The 21839-nt window shown below is 37.0% G+C and carries 18 protein-coding genes and 3 pseudogenes; 19 read left to right on the forward strand and 2 right to left on the reverse strand.

The window, feature by feature from the left end; all coding sequences use genetic code 11:
• Positions 1-296: 296 nt before the first annotated feature.
• Positions 297-1472: a helix-turn-helix domain-containing protein gene (locus tag A3GQ_RS23205; protein ID WP_037463646.1), complete on the reverse strand. Its 1176-nt coding sequence runs from the start codon at positions 1470-1472 to the stop codon at positions 297-299.
• 291 nt (positions 1473-1763) lie between these two features.
• Here A3GQ_RS23205 and A3GQ_RS0103070 point away from each other — a divergent pair, with 291 nt between their 5' ends.
• The 4 genes from A3GQ_RS0103070 to A3GQ_RS0103085 are packed head-to-tail and all read left to right on the forward strand — an operon-like array spanning position 1764 to position 4858.
• Positions 1764-2039 (forward strand): hypothetical protein, encoded by a 276-nt coding sequence (locus A3GQ_RS0103070; RefSeq protein WP_028775806.1) that lies wholly within the window; start codon positions 1764-1766, stop codon positions 2037-2039.
• 54 nt (positions 2040-2093) lie between these two features.
• Complete coding sequence (locus A3GQ_RS0103075; RefSeq protein WP_028775807.1) at positions 2094-3098, forward strand: Gfo/Idh/MocA family protein; 1005 nt, start codon at positions 2094-2096, stop codon at positions 3096-3098.
• A complete protein-coding gene (locus A3GQ_RS23210; protein WP_037463649.1) occupies positions 3099-4403 on the forward strand; it encodes a DegT/DnrJ/EryC1/StrS family aminotransferase in 1305 nt (434 codons plus the stop codon). It begins immediately after the preceding gene.
• A 41-nt stretch (positions 4404-4444) separates the two neighbouring features.
• Positions 4445-4858 (forward strand): NUDIX domain-containing protein, encoded by a 414-nt coding sequence (locus A3GQ_RS0103085; RefSeq protein ID WP_028775808.1) that lies wholly within the window; start codon positions 4445-4447, stop codon positions 4856-4858.
• Between the two features lie 147 nt (positions 4859-5005).
• Here A3GQ_RS0103085 and A3GQ_RS26060 read toward each other — a convergent pair.
• Positions 5006-5236: pseudogene (locus A3GQ_RS26060) on the reverse strand (YnfA family protein).
• A gap of 1363 nt (positions 5237-6599) precedes the next feature.
• On the opposite strand from A3GQ_RS26060, the pseudogene A3GQ_RS27935 reads away from it, so the two are divergent.
• The 15 genes and pseudogenes from A3GQ_RS27935 (at position 6600) to A3GQ_RS23225 (ending at position 21837) form a co-directional block, all read left to right on the forward strand.
• Positions 6600-7004: pseudogene (locus A3GQ_RS27935) on the forward strand (phBC6A51 family helix-turn-helix protein).
• Between the two features lie 319 nt (positions 7005-7323).
• Positions 7324-8271, forward strand: coding sequence for a hypothetical protein (locus tag A3GQ_RS0103100; protein ID WP_028775810.1), 948 nt, complete (start codon positions 7324-7326; stop codon positions 8269-8271).
• 46 nt (positions 8272-8317) lie between these two features.
• Positions 8318-8665 (forward strand): annotated as a pseudogene (locus A3GQ_RS23215) (ClpP family protease); the annotation flags it as partial.
• On the forward strand, positions 8640-8852 hold the full coding sequence (locus A3GQ_RS0103110) for a YlzJ-like family protein (RefSeq protein ID WP_028775811.1): 213 nt from the start codon (positions 8640-8642) through the stop codon (positions 8850-8852). The pseudogene A3GQ_RS23215 and the gene A3GQ_RS0103110, both read left to right, overlap by 26 nt.
• A 401-nt stretch (positions 8853-9253) precedes the next feature.
• Positions 9254-11602 (forward strand): FtsK/SpoIIIE family DNA translocase, encoded by a 2349-nt coding sequence (locus A3GQ_RS23220; protein ID WP_051271131.1) that lies wholly within the window; start codon positions 9254-9256, stop codon positions 11600-11602.
• A gap of 122 nt (positions 11603-11724) precedes the next feature.
• Positions 11725-13248, forward strand: a complete 1524-nt coding sequence (locus A3GQ_RS0103120) for an ABC transporter ATP-binding protein (protein ID WP_028775812.1) — start codon at positions 11725-11727, stop codon at positions 13246-13248.
• On the forward strand, positions 13245-14306 hold the full coding sequence (locus A3GQ_RS0103125) for an ABC transporter permease (RefSeq protein ID WP_051271132.1): 1062 nt from the start codon (positions 13245-13247) through the stop codon (positions 14304-14306). The genes A3GQ_RS0103120 and A3GQ_RS0103125 overlap by 4 nt, the downstream gene beginning before the upstream one ends.
• A complete protein-coding gene (locus A3GQ_RS0103130) occupies positions 14299-15234 on the forward strand; it encodes an ABC transporter permease (RefSeq protein ID WP_028775814.1) in 936 nt (311 codons plus the stop codon). Before A3GQ_RS0103125 ends, A3GQ_RS0103130 begins: the two co-directional genes overlap by 8 nt.
• 64 nt (positions 15235-15298) lie before the next feature.
• Positions 15299-16297 carry a BMP family lipoprotein gene (locus A3GQ_RS0103135; RefSeq protein ID WP_028775815.1) on the forward strand — a complete coding sequence of 333 codons (999 nt, stop codon included), beginning with the start codon at positions 15299-15301 and terminating at the stop codon, positions 16295-16297.
• A gap of 87 nt (positions 16298-16384) precedes the next feature.
• Positions 16385-17674, forward strand: coding sequence for an EF-P 5-aminopentanol modification-associated protein YfmF (gene yfmF / locus A3GQ_RS0103140; RefSeq protein WP_028775816.1), 1290 nt, complete (start codon positions 16385-16387; stop codon positions 17672-17674).
• Complete coding sequence (gene yfmH, locus A3GQ_RS0103145) at positions 17674-18963, forward strand: EF-P 5-aminopentanol modification-associated protein YfmH (RefSeq protein WP_028775817.1); 1290 nt, start codon at positions 17674-17676, stop codon at positions 18961-18963. Before yfmF ends, yfmH begins: the two co-directional genes overlap by 1 nt.
• Position 18964: 1 nt before the next feature.
• Positions 18965-19708 carry an elongation factor P 5-aminopentanone reductase gene (gene ymfI / locus A3GQ_RS0103150; protein ID WP_028775818.1) on the forward strand — a complete coding sequence of 248 codons (744 nt, stop codon included), beginning with the start codon at positions 18965-18967 and terminating at the stop codon, positions 19706-19708.
• Between the two features lie 479 nt (positions 19709-20187).
• Positions 20188-20436: a DUF3243 domain-containing protein gene (locus A3GQ_RS0103155; protein WP_028775819.1), complete on the forward strand. Its 249-nt coding sequence runs from the start codon at positions 20188-20190 to the stop codon at positions 20434-20436.
• A gap of 250 nt (positions 20437-20686) precedes the next feature.
• Complete coding sequence (locus tag A3GQ_RS0103160) at positions 20687-21442, forward strand: DUF3388 domain-containing protein (RefSeq protein ID WP_028775820.1); 756 nt, start codon at positions 20687-20689, stop codon at positions 21440-21442.
• A 23-nt stretch (positions 21443-21465) separates the two neighbouring features.
• Positions 21466-21837: a helix-turn-helix domain-containing protein gene (locus A3GQ_RS23225; RefSeq protein ID WP_245596729.1), complete on the forward strand. Its 372-nt coding sequence runs from the start codon at positions 21466-21468 to the stop codon at positions 21835-21837.
• The last annotated feature ends 2 nt before the right edge of the window (positions 21838-21839 follow it).

Genomic DNA, 21839 nt, shown 5'->3' on the forward strand with positions numbered 1-21839 from the left:
TTTGATGTGCTTTCATTAAAATATTTCAAACCTTTATTTACATATTTCAATGCATTGTCAATGTCTTCTTCATAGTAATGACAGATACTCAAGGTATTAAAGTTTTAACGATTCTGTTATTAATAGAAGTAATCTGGTTAATTAACAACTACAACAGAAACCAGATGGAGGCAGAGGCAAACTTTATTATCATTTCGAAGCGTGGAGCCGATCAGGAAGTGTTACGGAAGACATTGAATGAAATACTTTCTGGAGAGTATATAATAAAAAAAGTCGGAGATTTGATTTTCCGACTTTTACAATTCGATATCCCACGGCAGAAACAATTCTTCTACTTGGGTTATCTGTTTTTCTTTTGGCCACTTCACATTTAATTCGTTATAGCTATGAACAAGTTTATCAAAATACAAGCGTGACCCAAGATTTTTTGCAAGTGATGCTGCCTCGGTCAAAATGAAGATACTCTGATCTATTTCCCCTTTTTGAATTTGAATTTCAGCTTGATAGTAGAGTAAATCTAATTTCGTGATAGGCTCTATTTCTGGATCGTTTGTTTCTTTTTGCATGGTTATCAATGCATCATTAGCTTCTTTTGGTTGATTAAGAAAGAGACGAGATTGAGCATCTCCAAAGACGTAAAGAGAATAACGCGATGCACGCAAGTATGGATATGCAGGATCTTTCTCAGGTTCCATCGGGAAATATTTATAGGCCAGTCCCAATGCTTGCATAGTTTCTTGAATTTGTCCACGCATAGCATATACTTCCGCAATACCAGCATATGTTCTTCCTTTCAACAGTGATGTCGCATGATTCATCAATGATATCGCTTTTTGAAATACATGTAATGCAGTACTGCTCCATTTCCGATGAAAAGCTATAGTCCCTAAACCAATGAGAGCTGCAACCTGTAAGTTTACATCTCCAGCGATTTGTCCATACATAAAAGCTTCTTTCCCAGCTTGTTCTGCTGCCCCAAAATTTTCTCGATCAGCAAATAATTCACAGGCTAATAGATGTGCTAGTGAGGCAAGTTTGGCAGCTTCCTGCTGAATCGATGACGATTGACGAGAAAGTGATGCCGTTTGACGACAATAAAGAGGCAAAATAGCTTCAACCTGATGAGGTTGACCATTGAAATATAAATCTTGGCAAGCAGCTATTCCTTGCGAAAGTAGATCATGATGCCACAGTTCCATTGTATTCATTGTGCCGATATTGAGTACCGAAGTGATGTCGTTAATAGGAGGCTGAATGTCATTTTCTTGTTCTTTACTTTCATCCATTATTAAGCCGAGTTCTTCTGGTGTACGCCCCAAGCATTCACACAATTGCTGAACACTGTCCATCCTGATCTGCTTTCCATTTTCTGCTCGTTCAATGGTCGAGAGAGATAACTGAGCGAAGTCTGCCAGTTGTTGCTGGTTCCAACCTTTTTGGCGTCTAGCTGTTCGTAACAAGGTATTTTTCACCATCGTACTCCTTTCCTTTTGCAAAAACATTAAAAATACCATCACAACTGAAGGATAAGTGATGGGTTTCTGACGGGTGAAGATACAAAAATTGGATTATCATTATATTGAGAATAAATTCTAAATGATCTGCTATTTCCTAATTACAAATATTTTAACATTGGTTATTTAGTAAATGAAGCAAATGAACATGGGAGGATAATTAGCAGAATATTTAATTTTTTCTGAGGCCAATAAATCAGTGATTGGTGGTTTATTTGGTAGATTCTATTGAAGGTGAGGCTATATCAAATGAATGGACTACAAACTAAAAGTAATATCGAAAACCTTGATCAACTATTTAAGCGTTTAGATTGTATCAGTTGTATTAAATTAACACCTAAAGAAGGAAAGAGAGAAACTACTTTTGCTTACTGTGTAAAATTTAAATCTAGAAAAATGAAAACGCTTGTAAATTTCCACACTTCAAATAATGAGGATATTTCCATACGTTTTACTGAACTTAGTAGTGTCGAATATTCAACCGGAAAAACAACCATTAGAGGTACTCATTTTGAAACATATTAGTTGAGTTCAGAGTGTCTTAGCTCACCTAATCTAAAGATAAGGGAGGATTTATTTATGTCTCAGTCTTTTCGTATTGGTTTTATTGGAGCAGGAAGACAAGCAATAGAAGAGATGGCCTTAGTAGTACAGTCTAATTTTGGTGAAGTATCAGCAGTTTGTGATGTTGACTTAAAAGCAGCCAAAAGTTTAGCAGCTAGCTACAAAATTCCCTATTATCAGGATTATAAAGAGATGATTAGTCAAGAGCATCTTGATGGAGTTTTTATTTGCGTTCCACATAATGACCATTTCTCTTTGAGTATGTATGCATTGCAAAACAACTTACATGTCATAAAAGAAAAGCCATTTGCTCTTAGTGTTAAAGATGGTATGGAGCTGGTTTCGACTTCGAAAAGAATGAAACGATCTATTTTAACGATGATGCAAAGAAGGGGGCATTCATCCTACCAAGAGGGTAAGAATGTATTAGACCAAGTCGGAAAAGTTTTCTTATTTAGAGGTTTCTATACTTTCAATGGCGATCCGTATGATTATGGCTGGAGAGGAATTAATCGCATTTCTGGTGGTGGGACAGTTATTGACATGGGTTATCACATTCTAGATCTGGTGATATGGTATTTAGGTTTACCCAATTTTGTTTATGCACAGTTAACTAACTTTGCTCGCCCAGATGTAAGTTATGAGACTGAAGATTCGGCTCTTATTACTTTTCGATTACCTAAATCAATGGGAAGTATAGTATTAACTCGTGCGTCTCATCCGAAAGAAGAAAAAATCTACATTCATGGAACAAAAGGCACATTAATTGTAGATCGTCAAAGTGTAAAGGTTATTGCCTTGAATGGGGAAGTAGTTAATTCCCAAAAATTTGATAAAGATTGGTCTAACTCAATTATTAATCAATTAGACGAGTTTATTATTACAGTTATGGCAGGTGGATTTGTTGATAGCTCAGATCAAATGGATCATTTGATTTTATTAGAGTCTATTTATAGATCCCAAAAAACCGGAATGTCTGAACCCGTGATTTCAAATAAAAATAATTTGAAGGTGATATAAATGTCAAAATTAGCTCTATTCGGTGGGAAACCAGTTATAACTAAAGAGCATCCTCATTTTGTTTGGCCACCTGTTACGAACCAAGATTTCCAAGCTGTATTCAAACAACTAGAATCAGGGGAGCTTTCTGTTTATGGTAGATCAGGAATTGTGAAAGAATTTGAGGATCAATTTTCAGGTTATCATAAAATGAAATACGCAATTGCTACTAACGCTGGTACTACTGCTCTTCATTCTGCTTTTTTTGCTTGTAAGTTAGGACTTGGAGATGAAGTGTTATCCCCAACTTATACCTTCCTAGCAACAGTTACTCCAATTCTTCATGTGAATGCCATACCTGTTCTTGTGGATGCAGATCCTGAAACGGGTAATATAGATATAGAAGATATGGAAAGGAAATTAACCAATCGAACGAAAGCAATTGTTGTAACTCATATGTGGGGACACCCCTGTGAAATGGACGAAATAGTAGCATTTGCTAAAGAACATGGATTATATCTAATTGAAGACTGTAGTCATGCTCATGGTGCAACTTACAAAGGGCAATTAGTTGGTACATTTGGAGATGTATCTTGTTTTAGCCTTCAAGCAAATAAAATTGTTTCCGCAGGTGAGGGAGGCATCCTATTATCTAATTCAAAGGAGATATACGAACGAGCAACACTATTAGGTCATTATAGAGATCGATCAGAGCAATGTGTCGAAACTCCATTTTATAGGCAATTTGTGAAAACGGGGTATGGATTAAAATATCGTATGCATGTCCTGGCTGCTGCACTGGCACAAGTAAGCTTGTATAAGTTGGATAACAATATCAGTACTAGACTTAAAAATCTTAATTATCTGAGCCAATTGCTAGACAGGATACTAGGTATCACTCCACCAATCACCAAAGATTATGTGACAAGAGGTGCATTTTATGGTTACAAACCTTTTTACAATAAAGAAGTATTTGATGGTTTAAGTGTTCTGACTTATGTTAAAGCATTGCAAGCAGAAGGAGTGGAGGTGAAAAAGCCTGGATCTAAGCCTTTACATTTGCTACCACTGTTTCAGACATTGGATGATGGAATGTACAAAAATGGATGGCCAAGAAGAAATCCAGTAAGATCCGAAACACGTCCATATAGAAAAGGGGATTTACCAAATGCTGAGTCCTATTATCAAAAAACATTGAGTCTTCCAACTTTCACTGAACCAGACGATAATGATATCATTGTTCAGTATGCAGAAGCCTTTCAAAAAGTTTATCATTACAGATATGAACTTCTGGACTATGAGAAAAAAGAAAAGAACGCAATTTAGCGTTCTTTTCTTTACTAGAATGTACATAGGAGGGGATTGTATTGATTCAAAAAGTTGTTAGTACAGGTCTACTTATGAGAGACGATAAGGTTTTAGTCATTCAGCGTAGTCAAAGAGAAAAATTTTTACCAGGATACTTTGAGTTACCTGGAGGAAAGGTGGATTTTGGTGAAGATCCAGCTGAGGCATTAGCTAGAGAATTCAAAGAAGAAGTTAATTTAGATGTAGAAGTGGGTAATCCATATCACACTTTCTCTTATATTTCTGAAAATGGAAACCGTCACACAGTGGAAATCTTGTATAAGGTCAGTCTAGCAGATACAACCACTGAACCTTATATAAAACTTAGTGAAGATCACAAAGATTTCAAATGGATTGGACTAGATCAATTGGAACACCTACAATTGAGTGATGAAATCAAATCATGTATATTGAGAGGTTTCCAATCTATCTAGTTTTAATATAACACCTAATCCCACCTTTTACCGAAAAACCGAAATACCGAAATGTTTCGGTATTTCGGTACATCCGAGAGTGGGGGAGAGGGGTTAACTTGTGTTCTAGGTTTATACTATTAACTGTGTATTCAGAGGAAGCTTCTTTTAATTTCTTGGCATTAATATAACAACTACTCCAATGAGGCAAATTCCAGCACCAACCCAGTCGTATAATCTGGAGTTTTTTTATCAATCCCTCCAACCCCAGAGTATAGATAGGACTATAAATATACTCCCATATGCTGCGTATACTCGACCGAAAGAAGGAAGATTTGAAAAGCAGCGATGATCCCATAAAGAAATAAAGATAACCCGCCGATTGCTCCGAAATACCAAGGTTTACCTTCTCTTATCACAAATTCAAACTAAATAACCTCCGCCAATTTCAGTTAACCCAGCGAGTAAAAACAAAAAAATTGCCATCTACAACATGCCTCTCTTCATATTTGTACTTTTAAGACCTATGTTGGTTTTGATTCTAGAAGAAGTAAACAATCATCCCAAGTGAGGCATTGACACCTTAAACCTTCTTCTAAGACATTTATAGTATATGGTGTACTTTTTAAAAAAGCCAATGTAAATGGCTTTTCTTATTTGCAAATGGTATTTTCACTAAAATGACTGTCTCGAAAATATACACAATTAGGTGAAGTAACAGTAACAACTGCAAAACAATATATATGAGAACTAGAGACGAAATATCATCCACCTGGTTCTAGAATCGCAAGTTGTTACTACACAAATGAATGGATCAGGATATATGAATGCAAGGTTAGCAGCTAGAAGACTACAAGGTCAAATGGATTTTAGAAGAGTCCAACCACAAAGAATACCAATAAGAAGTGACTGAATTTGAGTTAGTGTATTTTAAAATTCATTTAAAAAAACAATTTCCTTTAGCAGAGAAAGAATACCACGAGTTAGGTATCTCGATGGTCATAGCGAATAAGAGTATATCAATCGATTGTTGAACTTAAAGGTAAGGATCAACCTATTTTAATTAGCGAAAAATCATCAGGAAACAAGGGATACATCCTTTTACTTTATTCATTCATATTCCCATGGTGAATGGGAGAAATATAGCAAAATAGCCTCCTTTAAAGATAGAAGTTTAAGCAAGGTTAAAGATAGAAACTTAACTCAGCTTAAAGATGAAGATTTAACAAATGTTAAAGATGGGAGTTTAAATTCTAGATTAACTTTTCTTTAATGAGGTTGTTGCATAAATAAATCCTAAGTAAAGTCGCTTGATGTATGTTTTCCGTGTCTGTTGTTGAAAAGAACAAAGGACGCTCCAATCACTTACACTTGCGCTTTTGATGCGGATAATGCAACAGGCTCTTTAATGATTAATCTAGCTTTATATTTGTTCCAAGACTTATATCAATAGCATTATCATGCTCTATTTGAGTTTCAATTTGGAACGGGAGAGAAAGTTAATCAAAACAGAGGTGTTAAAGAATCTCAAACCAGTAGATCCAAGATATAAGTCAGGTGGTCATTCAGTAATATGAAGATGAACGATCTATGTTAAACATAGATCGTCAGGGTAACACCAATATCATCAATGAATTAGGATTACATTTCTTGATTCTTACCTCTAGAATTGCTTTTTCATTAGCTCTCATATGACATGAGAATTAGAGATAACATTTTAATAGGAAGAAACTGGGGATTTATAGGAGGTAAATGTCATATCATGTCAGTTAAAAATGCGCTAAGTGCCTCTCAGAGACAAACTGCTGAAATTCTCGCTACCAATGATATCCACCAAAAGACAATGGCTGAAATAGCGGAAGAATGTAAGGTGAGTGAAAGAACTATCTACTGATGGAAACAGGAATCTGCTTTTATCGAATATCAGAATGAAATAAGTGAGCTAGTGATGCAGGATTTTCTTACAGAGACTTATAATGAATTACGGGAATTAGTTAGAGGTAGTATGCCTGATAACGCAAGGTTAAAAGCGATTGAATTAACGTTAAAGAATCGTAGTAAATTGAAGGATATACAGGAGAATAAAGTAGAATTGACAGATGATCGTAGTGAGCAGGCGATTAAAGAGGAAATTAAACAATTAAAAGAGCAGTTAGGAAAAAGCTAGGGACTAATACAAAACCCTAGTTTTTTAATTTAAAGCATTCTTTTACTTAAGGTTTGTTTAATTAAAGGGATATTGTATTTAAAGGGTTTTATAAAGCAGGGTAACAAAAGGAGGGTTTTGTAACCTAAAATTATTGTTTGATTTAAAGAGGATTTATACTGCTGGTCATATAAAAAGTTAAGTAACCCCTAACAGGGGGATGGGGGTGCTTAACGAGTGGAAAAGTGGATGAAAAATATATACAACAAAACTATTTATTCTGCATATTATAGTCGGATAATTTATAATAATTGCAATGAAGAATAGTGGGAGTGTTTTAATGAAGAATAAAAGAGTTCTACTTACATCAATTGCTTTTGTGATTACGATGTTATTGGTTGTACTTTTTTTTGTGCTTTGGAAATGGAATTCTTCAAACTATAGTCCTGAAGTAGATGCTGCTATCATTACAGCTTTTGTAACAGTACCTATTACTTTCCTAACACTAGTGGGAACTGTCGGTGTCACATACTACTTTAATCAAAAGATGTTAGATACAACAATGAAGTATAATCAAAAAACGATTGAGCTTTCTATTCAGCAACAAAGAACGACAGCGCGAGATAAGTTGTTAGAATATCGATTAGAGAAATATCAAGAATTATTTAGAAACACCATGAATGCTGTAACTGATTTGGAAATGTTTTTAGATAGAACAACAGATGAATACAGACAATCTTATCAGCAATACATACAATGGATAGATAACTTTTATGTTTATAATAGTTTTTACTTAAGTCAGAAGGTAAATTTTCTTATTAGTTACTTTTTGATTAGTAGAGGTTTGAAAAATAAAACAAATGAAGAGAAAGATATTTTGAGATTCAAAGAAGTTTATGAGAAAATAGATAATCTTTTAGCGGATAAAGATCATATTAATAAAGTAAAAACCGAATTCCCTAAGTTAAACGATGAAATAATAAACGAAATGAGATTCGATTTTTTTGAGTTTAATGAAATATTTAGATTGTTAACTCATGAATGGGTAAAAGAAAATTTAGATTTGGACACAAAGGATGAACATGACAAGGATAAACTTATATTATATAGATTTATGGGTAAAGTTTTTAAATCTAGAACAGAAATAGTTACTTCAACTAATTACCTCAATGACTTTCGACTTTTCTCTCATCATTTACAATATATTATGTTTAATGAACTGAATATGAAAGCAGTAGATGAAGACATGAAAGGTTTACAAGGAAACCAAACAAATATTTGGGATTAATTTAAGAGAATTCTATAATGTTTTTTGCTGTATAAAATATGCGTTATATTCTTTTATTGCAGAAACTGCAACCATGATCATCCATCCAATCCGTCTTACAGGATTAGTCATAGGTGTACCGCAAACATTTGAGTACTTGGAAAAAATGCAAGATCGAGTAATTCGTTTTATATCCAGCCACTCCAATGTAACAGATGAAAAACTGCGTGAGTTGATGTTTCGGACAGGCGATTTAGCTCGGGATATCGGTACAAACGTGGTTGGGAAAGATGCTGTGGAGATTGGTCTTATTGATCGTGTTGGTGGAATAGCGGATGCGTTAAAAGAACTGTATCGCTTGATTCGTGAACAAAAGGAGGCGAATGAGGTTGATACACTGGACGCCACTACCTGAAGAACTGATTTTTAGTCAACAGGACGATTCTTTGCCAGCTATTCATGAAACAATAGTGGATGGTGTTTCTTTATTGGTTCAACAAGATGGAGATGCGTTTCGGGTGGTTCGTTTGCTCAGCACTGATCCAGCTCATTTCCTTGATCCACGTTTTCAACCAGGAAATGTTATTATGTCGTCAAAGTAATAATGAAAACTTCTAATTTTATATAGCAGATAAAAACTCCTTATCTATATTCAAGGAGTTTTTGGTTTGGTGTCTTATTATTATTTTAAAGCTCGTATAGGATCACCTGGTCCATCATGAGACAGCGTATCTAAGACAAATCGGAAAGCGGGAAAATCAAATGGAATAAACTGATGTTCAATAAAATCCAAGGGTTAATAATCTTGGATGATAATGTTCACTACACGGTTAGAAAGCAGCCGATGAAAGCGTTGTCAATATCGTTTTCCGCTGTTTTGAGATGAAACAAGAACAACCCGTGGTTATTTTCCAAATCTAACCAATAAATTCCCAAAAAACCTCACTTGACATGTTGATCCATGTTATAATGCTGGTGAAAGTGTTACAGGGAGTGGGATGAAATGGCGAAAAAAGCAACCAAACCAATCAGTACACCTCGTACGGATAAATTTAAGAGAGAATTATTATTTGAAATATATGGGATAACCATTTTAGCACTCTCTATAATTGCAATGGCCAGTTTAGGTGCGATTGGTCGAAATTTAACATATTTGGCTCGTTTTTTTGTAGGGTCGTATGATTTTCTCATCCCATTGATCGGTGTTGGGTTGGGTTTTTTTGTAATGCTGAAGAGAAGATGGCCAAACGATTGGTCCCCTCGTATGACTGGAATCGTAATTGTCCTGCTTTCGCTTTTGGCTTTTGCACATTATTTTACGTTTCAAATACTGATGACTCAAGGTTTTCAAGGATCCATTCTGGATAAGACTTGGAGTATTCTCTTAGAAGAACGAGAATCCCGTCTGCCGTTGGATGTGGGCGGTGGAATGGTTGGGGGACTTATATTTGCTCTTTTTTACTTCCTATTTGAAAGTATTGGGACGATCGTTGCCCTTTGTGCATTGTTTTTGTGTGGTTTTTTACTGGTGACAGGTTTTTCTTATGTGAAATTTTTCCACCATTTTAGTGAGTTTTGGGATAACAAAAAAATAATATGGAAAGAAAAATTATCCACTATATTGGCTTCTTATAATAAGAATGGTAAAAATGTACCAAATAAAAAACGCCGAAAAGTTACCACGATTGGCAGTGTGTCGAAAAATCCGATTATCGAAGAGGAAGAAATAGCACCTCCGACGATATTTGATTTTGAGGAAGTACCTTTGAAGAAAAAAAATACAGAACCACCAGAACAACTTTCGTTAAAAATGGAGAAAAAGAAAGAAATTTCTCGTGTGGAGCAAGTTGTTAAAGAAGAAGAACCTGTTGTTCCTTTCAACATGGAAGTAGCCAATGAAAATTATTTATTGCCTCCGATTTCTATCTTAGAAGAGCAAAAGAAATCACCAGTTGCAGATAAACAAGATTTAAATAATAATGCTGAGAAGTTGGTTCAAACCTTAGAAAGTTTTGGAGTTTCAGCAAGAGTCATACATATCCATCGAGGTCCTGCTGTTACACGTTATGAGATTCAACCTCAGGTGGGAGTGAAAGTAAGTAGAATCGTAAATCTCGCAGATGATTTAGCCCTTGTACTTGCAGCAAAAGATATACGTATTGAAGCTCCAATCCCAGGGAAATCTGCAATTGGAATTGAAGTACCGAATTCGGAAGTAGCCATGGTAGGGCTGAGAGATATCATCGAAAGTGATGACTATCAAAATTCAGATTCAAAACTAACGATTTCTTTGGGTAGAGATATTTCAGGAGATCCAAATGTAGCTGTTTTATCTAAAATGCCACACTTACTTGTAGCAGGTGCCACAGGTTCAGGAAAAAGTGTGTGTATCAATGGGATTATTGTGAGTTTGTTATACAAAGCAAAACCAGATGAAGTAAAACTGATGATGATTGACCCGAAAATGGTTGAATTAAATGTATACAATGGCATTCCTCATTTACTAGCACCTGTTGTTACAGATCCACGTCGTGCGGCTATCGCTCTGAAGAAAGTAGTAAAAGAGATGGAAAAAAGATATGAGTTGTTCGCAAATATGGGAGCACGTGACATTGAACGATACAATACTTTGGTGTCCCAAGGAGATACAGGACAAGCAAAACTTCCTTATATTGTTGTAATTGTAGACGAGCTAGCAGATTTGATGATGGTTGCACCAGGAGACGTGGAGGATGCGATTTGTCGTTTGGCTCAGATGGCAAGAGCGGCAGGTATTCATTTAATCATTGCCACACAACGGCCTTCTGTCGATGTGATTACGGGTGTTATCAAAGCGAATATTCCATCCAGGATCGCATTTGCAGTATCGGCACAAACCGACTCACGAACCATTCTTGATATGGGTGGAGCTGAAAAATTACTCGGCAGAGGAGATATGCTTTATTTACCAGTAGGTGCTTCCAAGCCTGTGCGTTTACAGGGAACATATTTGTCGGATGAAGAAGTCGAACAGGTCGTGTCTTTTGTAAAGGAGCAGCAAGAAGCCAAATATGTACAGGAAATGATTCCGACAAGTGCAGAAGGAAAAAACATAGACGATCCACAGGATGAACTCTATATAGATGCGATCCAATTGGTAGTAGAGGCGAAAACAGCATCAGTCTCCTTGTTACAAAGAAGACTGAGAGTAGGTTATTCTAGAGCTGCTAGGCTGATTGATAGTATGGAGCAAAACGGAATTGTCGGACCTTATGAAGGAAGTAAACCAAGAGAAGTACGCTTATCGCTGGAAGAATGGAAGCAACAACAATCAAGCGAAGGAAGTAATTCGAAGCATGTAAACGAAATATGATCGAAAGCCACAATCTATTGCGATTGTGGCTTTTTTAATTATTTACAAATGTGAAAAAAATGGATTAAAAAAAATGTTCTACACAAACTACACGATATATGTCTTGTGTAGGAGAGAGTGTTATGAATGTTGTAGAAATGAGAGGGATTACTAAACGATTTGGATCATTTACCGCCAATGAAGATATTCATCTCGTAGTAAAAAAAGGAGAAATACATGCATTGCTAGGCGAGAATGGTGCGGGAAAATCTACTTTGATGAATATCTTATTTGGTCTTTATCAGCCAGATGAGGGTGAGATTTATATTCATGAAAAGAAGGTGCAAATTTCAGGGCCTACGATGGCCAACGAATTAGGGATAGGTATGGTTCATCAACATTTTATGCTGGTACAACCGTTCACCGTAACAGAAAACATCATTCTTGGTGTGGAAGAGAAATCTAGTGGTTTTGTTCAATATGAAAAGGCCCGAAATAAAGTACAAAAACTATCTGAACAATATGGGCTGAAAATAGATGCAGATGCAGTAATAGAAGATATTTCTGTAGGAATGCAACAGAGGGTGGAGATATTAAAAACGCTTTATCGTGGTGCAGAAATTCTCATCTTTGATGAACCGACTGCTGTACTGACTCCTCAAGAAATAGATGAACTAATTGTAATCATGCGAAACCTAATTCGAGAAGGCAAAACAATTATTTTTATTTCCCATAAATTAAAAGAAATTATGGCTGCTTGTAACCGAGTTACAGTCATACGTCGTGGGAAAATTGCCAAAACGGTCGAAGTTAGCGAAACGGATGAAAAGAAATTGGCTGCCTTAATGGTAGGACGTGAAGTTTCGTTTGAAATGGAAAAAAAGGAACAAAAGAAAGGCTCCATTGCTTTGGAAGTAAAAGACCTTTTGGTGAAAGGATTTCACGGGAAGATGGCAGTGGACCATTTAAGTTTGGATATTCACAAAGGAGAAATAGTAGGACTGGCGGGTGTAGATGGAAATGGTCAATCAGAACTAATTGAAGCGATTACAGGATTAAAAAAGATAGAACAAGGTAGTATTTTTTTAAATGAGGTAGATATAACAAAGTTTAAAACAAGAAAAATTATTGAAACGGGTGTTGGGCATATACCAGAAGATCGTCACAAAAGAGGTTTGATTCTTGATTTTACCGTTAGTGAAAACATGATTCTTTCTACTTACTATAAAACCCCATTTGCAACTACTTGGGGGATCAATTATACCGAAGTGGAGAAATATACCGATCGACTCATTTCAGAATTTGATGTAAGAACACCAAGTATAGATACTCCCATTCGAGCACTATCTGGTGGAAATCAACAAAAAGCAATTATTGCCAGAGAAGTAGATCGAGATCCTGATTTATTAATTGCCGCTCAACCTACTCGTGGATTGGATGTTGGAGCTATTGAATTCATTCATCGCCGAATCATGGAGCAAAGAGATAAAGGAAAAGCAGTACTTCTAGTATCTCTTGAACTCAATGAGATTTTAAAACTAAGTGACAGAGTAGCGATTATTTATGAAGGGAAAATTCAAGGTTGGGTTGATCCGAAAATCGTCTCTGAAGAAGAACTAGGGTTATTGATGACCGGAAGTAAGCAAGCAGGAGGCGATGCCATATGAAAAATACAACATTGAAACAAAATCGTAATTCAGCTCTGTTGACTTCTATCCTTTCTATTTTATTAGGGATCATTGTTGGTGCGATTTTAATGCTACTAGCAGGATACAATCCATTGGTTGCTTATCAAGCTTTGTTGGGAAGTGCAATTTTACAGCCATTTGATTTAGGTGAAACCATACGTACCACATCACCACTTATTTTTATTGGTCTAGCAGTAGCATTAGCTTTTCGAACAGGTCTATTTAATATTGGAGTAGAAGGTCAGTATATCGTAGGCTCTTTAACCGCATATTTGGTCGCAGCTAAAGTTTCACTGCCAACAGGAATTCATGCGTTAGTTGCAGTAGTTGCGGGTGGTTTGGCAGGGGCAGCCTGGGCAGCACTACCTGGGTTGTTAAAGGCATTTCGCGGTGTTCACGAAGTGATTATAAGTATCATGATGAATTTTATTGCACTTTATTTTTCCAATGTTTTAGTTCGAACATGGCTAGCGGTAGGAAAAGATTCAACCGATAAGATTCCGCCTACTGCTTCCTTAAGAATAGGGAGCCTCTCACAATTATTTGCTGGAGCCAGAATTCATATGGGGATCATTCTCGCTTTGTTGGCTGTATTTGTTTTTTACTATTTATTATGGAAAACAAAACTTGGATACCAGTTACGTGCTGTTGGTTATAATCGTCATGCTGCAGAATATGCCGGTATTAGTGTCCGTCGAAATATCGTCCTTTCTTTTCTCCTCAGTGGATTTTTAGCAGGCTTAGCAGGAGCGACAGAATTACTTGGTACATCCGAATATATTGCCATACAAGATGCATTTATCGGTATTGGTTTCGATGGGATTGCAGTAGCATTGTTAGGTGCAAATGCCCCTGTCGGAGTTGTGTTGTCTGCCCTATTATTTGGTGTTCTTACATATGGTGGTGGAAACATGCAGTTTGTAGCTGGTGTACCTTTTGAAATCATACGAGTTGTATTCGCTGCTATTATATTTTTCGTTGCTGCTAAGATTTCTTTCCGATGGGGCAATCGAAAGAAAGGAAAAGCTTATGCTTAATTTGTTGACTAATCTTGTAGATGTTACTGTACTTTATGCAACTCCTCTAATCTTGGCGGCAATGGGAGGATTATTTTCAGAACGCGCTGGTGTAGTTAACATTGCATTAGAAGGCTTTATGACCATAGGTGCATTTTCTGCCGCTATATTTACGATTTTCACTGGAAGTGCATGGATAGGTTTACTTTCTGCTGTTGTAGTAGGAATCTTATTCTCTTTGCCACATGCTATAGCTTCCATCAATTGGAGAGCAGATCAGGTGGTAAGTGGGGTGGCCATTAATTTTCTTGCCTTAGGGATTGCTGTATATCTAGTAAAACGTATGTACAATGGATCCGCTCAAACTCCTGTTGTGCCCGTTAAGCTGGAGCAAATCTCTATTCCCATACTCAATAGGATTCCAGTTTTAGGCCCATCCTTGTTTGAAGCTTATCCAACGACTTATCTTGCTATCGCGATTGTAATCATTGGTGCTGTCATTTTATATAAAACCCCTTTTGGAATTCATGTTCGTGCAGCTGGTATCCATCCCGCTGCTCTAGAAACAGCAGGTGTTAGTATATACAGAGTTCGGTATATTGCAGTGATGATCAGTGGAGCCCTCGCAGCATTGGGTGGAGCTGGATTGTCGATTGCTGTAGGCAGTGAATTTAACCAGACAACAGTTGCTGGTCAAGGTTTTATTGCTTTAGCAGCCCTTATTTTTGGCAAATGGAGACCTGGAGGTTTGTTACTTGCAGCTACCTTTTTTGGCTTTTCCGTTGGACTATCACTCATTGGCCAGATTATCAAATTAACCAATTATGTACCAAGTGAAGTATTAAGCATGATTCCATATGTATTTACCATACTTGCCCTCGCTGGATTTGTAGGTCGTGCCGAGTCACCTGCATCACTTGGTAAACCTTATGAAAAAGGTAGTCGTTAATAATAGGAAGCTGTATTTCGACGCATACTATCTCCATCTAATTCATTTGAAGGAGGAAAAAAGGATGCGTCGTGTTTTATCTGTATTTCTTTTTTTATGTTTAGTCGTTGGTACAACAGGTTGTGGAGGCGGTGGCCAAACAACGACAGGAAAATTTACGATTGGTATGGTTACAGATGTTGGGGGACTCAATGACCAATCGTTTAACCAATCTGCCTGGGCTGGAATTACGAAGGTTAAAAACGAACAAAAAGCAGATATTAAGGCATTGGAATCCAAAAGAGACGAGGACTATATTCCGAATCTGACTCGTTTTGCGAGAGAAGGTCGTAGTATTACTTGGGCTATTGGTTTCAAATTAGATAAAGCCTTAACGGATGTTTCCAATTCGTTTGCCAATCAAAAATTCGGGATTGTCGATAGCAATTTGGGTGGGAAAATACCTAAAAATGTCGTAGCTGTTACATTCAAGGAGCATGAAGGTTCTTTTATCATGGGAGCATTAGCTGGATTGAAAACGAAAACGAATAAAGTGGGCTTTCTTGGTGGAGTTACATCCCCATTGATCCAAAAATTTGAAGCAGGCTATAAAGCAGGAGTGAAAGCTGCAAATCCAAATGCGGAAGTAATCACTGCTTATGCTGAAAGTTTTGGTGATGCGACAAAAGGGCGTTCCTTATCCAAAAATATGTTTAACAGTGGGGCAGATATTATTTTTCAGGCCTCAGGAGGAACAGGGAAAGGGCTTTTTGATGAAGTGAAAACCCGTGAAGCAGGGAAGTACTGGGCGATTGGCGTCGATATGGATCAATCTTTCTTAGCGCCGAAACATACACTTAGTTCCATGATCAAGCGAGTAGATAAAGCGGTTTATGATATTTCCAAACAAACAAAGGAAAATAAGGCTCCTATGGGGAAACAAGTGGAGTTCGGATTAAAAGAAAATGGTGTTGGATATCCAGAATCTACGAAGAATTTTGTCGATGAGAATGTAATTAAGCAATTAGAGGACTACAAACAACAGATTATTAGCGGTAAGATAAAGGTACCTTCTTCTTTATAATCCACAAAACCTTAGTGGCTAAAAACCACTAAGGTTTTAAAAGATGGTAAAATTTAATTAGGTGAATCAGCAGAAAGAGGTGTATGCATGTCTTTTGCAACATTTAAAACAATTTCATTAGGAAATATTCGACTCCATATTTGTCCGAGTGATAAATTCAAAACAACGACACTATCTGCATTTATAACCAATCCATTGCAAGTTGAAACTTCAACAAAAAATGCATTGTTACCCAATGTACTAGGAAGAGGTACAAAAAGTTATCCAACAACTGTAGCCCTACGACAAAAGCTAAATGAACTATATGGTGCTGGATCATTTGGAGATGTGTTTAAACGAGGCGAACGACAAGTATTGCAGTTTGGTATGGATTTAGCAAATGAAACATATCTTCAAGAGGCTCCTTCTTTAATAGAAGATGGTATTCGTTTATTTTGCGAAATGATTTTAGATCCATTTGCGGAAAATAATCAGTTTAGTCCTTCTTTTGTCGAAGCAGAGAAGAAAAATTTAAAACAGAGAATAGATAGCTTACAAGATGATAAAATTCGATATGCTGCAGAACGTTGTGTGCAGACCATGTGCGAAGGAGAAGCCTACTCACTCTATACATATGGAAATGCAGAAGATATAGGAGCAATTGATGCGAAATCTTTGTTTGATTACTACCAACAAGTACTAGAGAAGGCCCCAATTGATTTGTATTGTGTAGGAGATGTAAAGGTAGAAGAAATAAAAACGTTATTTGCAAAATACTTCGATGATAAGATGCAACAAGCAACAAGAGAGGATGTTCCATTCGCGACTGTAGCTCATCATGTAGATAAAGTCAAAATGGCAGTAGATCGTTTGGATGTTAATCAAGGCAAATTAAATATGGGATGTCGTACTCAAATCTCTATTCGCGATGAAGATTACCCTGCACTGCTTATGTATAATGGGATACTTGGCGGGTTTGCCCATTCCAAATTATTTATGAACGTAAGAGAAAAAGAGAGCTTAGCATATTACTGTTCTTCTGCTGTTGAAAGTCACAAAGGACTTTTATTTATCCAAAGCGGTATCGAAGAGCAAAACCTAGAACGTGCCATTGACATTATTAAAGAACAGTTAGTTGCAATGCAAAGAGGCGAGATTACCGATCAAGAGTTAGAACAAACAAAAGCTACTTTATCCAATCAATTCCGGGAAGGGCAAGATCGAGCATTTGAATTAATTGGTTTTCATTTCCAATCCGTTCTTAGTGGAAAAGCCAGAACACTCGAAGATCTATTGGAAAAAGTAAATGCAGTAACCAAAGAAGATATTCAAAAGGTTGCCGAGAAGGTCGAATTGGATACAATCTATTGTTTGCGTGGTCAGGAGGGGGAAAAATAATGGAAAAACTAGATCATCCTCAATTAAAAGAAACGTTGTATTATGAGCAGTTACCAAATGGGTTACAAGTGTATCTATTGCCTAAGCCGGGATTTCAAAAGACATATGCTACATTCACCACCAAATACGGTTCTATTGACAATACATTCCAGCGAGTAGGACAAGAAAAACATCAAGTCCCTGATGGAATTGCGCATTTTCTCGAACATAAAATGTTTGAACAGGAGTCGGGAGAAGATGTATTCCAACAATTTGCTAGACAGGGAGCTGCAGCAAACGCATTTACCAGTTTTACTCGCACCGCATATTTATTTTCTTGTACGAACAATACTACGGAAAACCTTCTAACTCTATTGAATTTTGTCCAAGAACCTTATTTTACTGACCAAAATGTCGAAAAAGAAAAGGGTATTATTGGACAGGAAATCAAAATGTATGATGATAATCCAGATTGGCGATCTTACTTTGGTTTAATTGAAGCGTTTTATCAAAATCATCCAGTGAAGATTGATATAGCTGGAACCGTGGATTCCATAAGCAAAATCACAAAAGAAACATTATATAATTGTTATCACACTTTTTATCATCCTAGTAATATGTTGTTATTTGTGGTGGGTGGAATCGATGCAGATCAAATAATGACATTGATTCGAGATAACCAAGCCGGTAAAAAGTTTGAACCGCCTGCAAAAATCGACAGATTTTATCCAGAAGAGTCCAATGCTGTTTCAGAAGCGAAAAAAATTATGAAATTGAGTGTACAAACTCCAAAATGTTTAATGGGTTACAAAGAGAAAAACACAGAAGTAAATCGAACAGGTACAGATCGTTTGAAACAAGAGTTAGCTACACAAATTTGCTTGGATGTTATGTTTAGTCCTTCCTCTGATTTTTATCAATCTCTATATGATGATGGGATTATCGATGAAACTTTTGGTTTTGAGTATTCTTTGGAACCAGGATATGGATTTACCCTGTTTGGAGGCGATACCCATCATCCTGAAGAATTGATCAAACGAATCCAAGAAGAAGTACCTCGTCGGTTGTCCACTGGTGTAACTCAAGCAGAGTTTGACCGCATTCAAAAGAAACGAATTGGTGCAAGTTTGCGTTCTTTGAATTCCTTAGAGTGGATTGCCAATCAATTCACCAGTTATCGTTTTCAAGAGGCTGATTTGTTCGACATTATCCCTACCCTAGAAAAGCTGACATTAGAAGATGTAAACCAAAGACTGAAAACTCATTTCCAACCCGAACAATTTGCTGTTTCTTTGGTAATGCCCAAATAAGATGTTAATACAAGATCGAGTGGCGTGGGTTACTGGTGCTAGTGGTGGTATTGGTTCAGCTATTGCTATCGAGTTGGCTTTAGTAGGAGTACATGTGGCGGTTTGTTATTACCATAACAAACAAAAGGCGGATGAAGTAGTATCTCAATGTCGTGAGGCTGGTGGAAAAGCTATTTCTTTTGCACTCGATGTGAGCAAAGAGGAAGAAGTCAGTCAGGTTTATCAAGCAATTTCCTTTTCTCTAGGAAAGCCAACTATTTTGATACATGCCGCAGGGCACACGGAAGTGGGATTATTTCAAGATGCCACTATAGACCAATACAATCGTTTGATGGATGTTCATGTAAAAGGAGCATTTCTCCTCTCTAAGACAATTTTACCTTACATGTTACAAGAACAATGGGGAAGGATTATCCTCCTTTCCTCTATTTGGGGATCTGTTGGAGGGGCAACGGAAGTGCTCTATTCGACAGCAAAATCTGCACTACATGGGATGGCAAAATCACTTGCTAAGGAAGTGGCGCCATCTGGTATTACGGTGAATGTTGTTGCTCCTGGTGCTATTGATACAGAACTTTTGAGAAAACAGCTATCACAGGAAGAAAGTCAGATCCTTAGTGAAGAGATACCTGTGGGTAGACTGGGAACAGCAGGAGAGATTGCTTCAATGGTAACGCATCTATGTGGGGAAACGTCGTCCTATGTGACTGGACAAGTGTTACATGTAAATGGTGGTTGGTATTGAGGAGAGTTTTCAGTATACTTCATTTAAGTACCAGCCATCAGATGAGTTATCATGTTTTCTGTGAAGACGCTGAACTATGTCTCCAATAACATGGTGTTGACTGCAATATACTACTCTTGTAATATGACCAATGAAACTGCAACCATGTTCTGTTTCTCTTTGGAAAGCAGTATCTCGGTAATCACCGATCTGTTGAAGCAGGAACATAACAGCCTATTCAAGATGTGGCATCAAGAGAGTGCGAGGACATCTAGGAGAAGATCAGAGATATCGAGCAGGAGGCGTGGCAGAGAGTACCTGCCTGTTTTATGTCCATTCATGGGAACAGATTGAACATGTTGCCTGTGGTCCCGATGTACTTCAGTCGATCGCCGTACTTCGCTGCAATATCTAATTTCACATATAAATATCGACGAATAATTTCTTCGATGTGTGGTGATATTATCTTTAGAATGTTACTCACATTAGGAGGGAAACTGATGTCTGTATTACAAAACTTTGATGAATGGAAAAAGTTTCTTCAAGGTCGGGTAGAACAAGCTTCTAATCTTGGAATGGATAATGAGTCCATACATGATCTCGCATATGAAATTGGAGATTACCTAGCAAAAGACGTAGATCCTAAAAATGAACAAGAACGTCTGTTGAAAGAACTGTGGGATGTTGCAGATGAAAACCAACAGCGTGTCATGGCTGATTTGATGGTAAAATTAGTCGATCGTAAGTAAGCAAAAACGTCTGGTTCTCTGCTGAAGAGTTCCAGACGTTTTCCATTCCTATTGGGTAAAAAAAGCCTACACAATATTATCATAAATCGGTTAGACTTGTGAAATAGCAGGGGATTTGCCTAGGCTGACATTTGGTTTTCTTTATTTAGACTAGAGTTTTATAGATCGATTCTCTTCCGAGAGATGAGAACATGTGCTATACTAATCCGTATAGCTCATGAGGCCTGTCATTCCTTTGAGAGGTGGTATCATGGCAAGTCAAGAATGGTACATGGAGTACCAAATACATAAAAATAGACCAGGTTTATTAGGTGATGTTGCCTCTATTTTAGGGATGCTTGCTATCAATATCATTACGATTAATGGTGTAGAAAATCGAAGACGTGGATTGCTATTAGAAACGAGTAACCATGATAAGATTGAATCGCTTCGTCATATATTGTTGCAAGTAGAAGACATTACACTAACTGCACTTCGTCCGCCTAAGTTGGTTGATCGAATTGCCATTCGACATGGCCGATACTTGGAGCGTTCGTCTGAAGATATGCGTACTTATTTTTTTACGCGAGAAGAGTTAGGTATTTTGGTTGATTTTATGGCAGAGCTATTTCAACGTAAAGGTCATCAGTTAATCGGGATTCGGGGCATGCCTCGAATTGGAAAAACAGAATCGATTGTTGCATCCAGTGTTTGTGCCAACAAAAGATGGATTTTTCTTTCCTCTACCTTGTTAAAACAAACACTACGAAATCAACTCACTAGAGATGAATTCTCTGAGGAAAGGGTTTTCATCATTGATGGTGTAATGTCCACTCGAAGAGGTGACGAAGAACACCAGATGTTATTAAGGGAAATAATGAGTTTAAATGCAACGAAAGTAATTGAGCATCCAGATGTTTTTGTACAACAAACCGAATACTCAATGGATGATTTTGATTACATAATTGAATTGAAACAAGATGCAACAGAAACGATCACTCTAGATGATTTGGAACAGGATTTTTAAGGGGGATAATGCACTTGGCTGGCGTGGGTAAGTATTTGAAACAAGCGCGTGAGAAAAAAAGTTATACGCTTGAAGATATGACTGAACTCACAAATATAGAGACCAAATATTTGCAGGCGTTGGAAACAGAAGAGTATGATTTACTTCCTAGCCCTTTTTACGCGCGTGTGTTTCTAAAAACTTATGCAAAGTATTTAAATCTCAATGTAAACTCTGTTATTCAATTATATGAGTCGGCACAGAATATTAAACAGTCACCCGCGCCAATAAAACCACAGACAGAAGCAATTGAATTACCTAAGCGGTCACCATCGCAAAAAAAGAAAGTTTCTTCTCTCTGGTTGATTGTAGCTATTATCCTCATTCTGGGTATGGTTTACATGCTTTTCCAATAGAG

This window comes from Shimazuella kribbensis DSM 45090 (genome assembly GCF_000428065.1).
GTDB classification, from domain to species: Bacteria; Bacillota; Bacilli; order Thermoactinomycetales; family Thermoactinomycetaceae; genus Shimazuella; species Shimazuella kribbensis.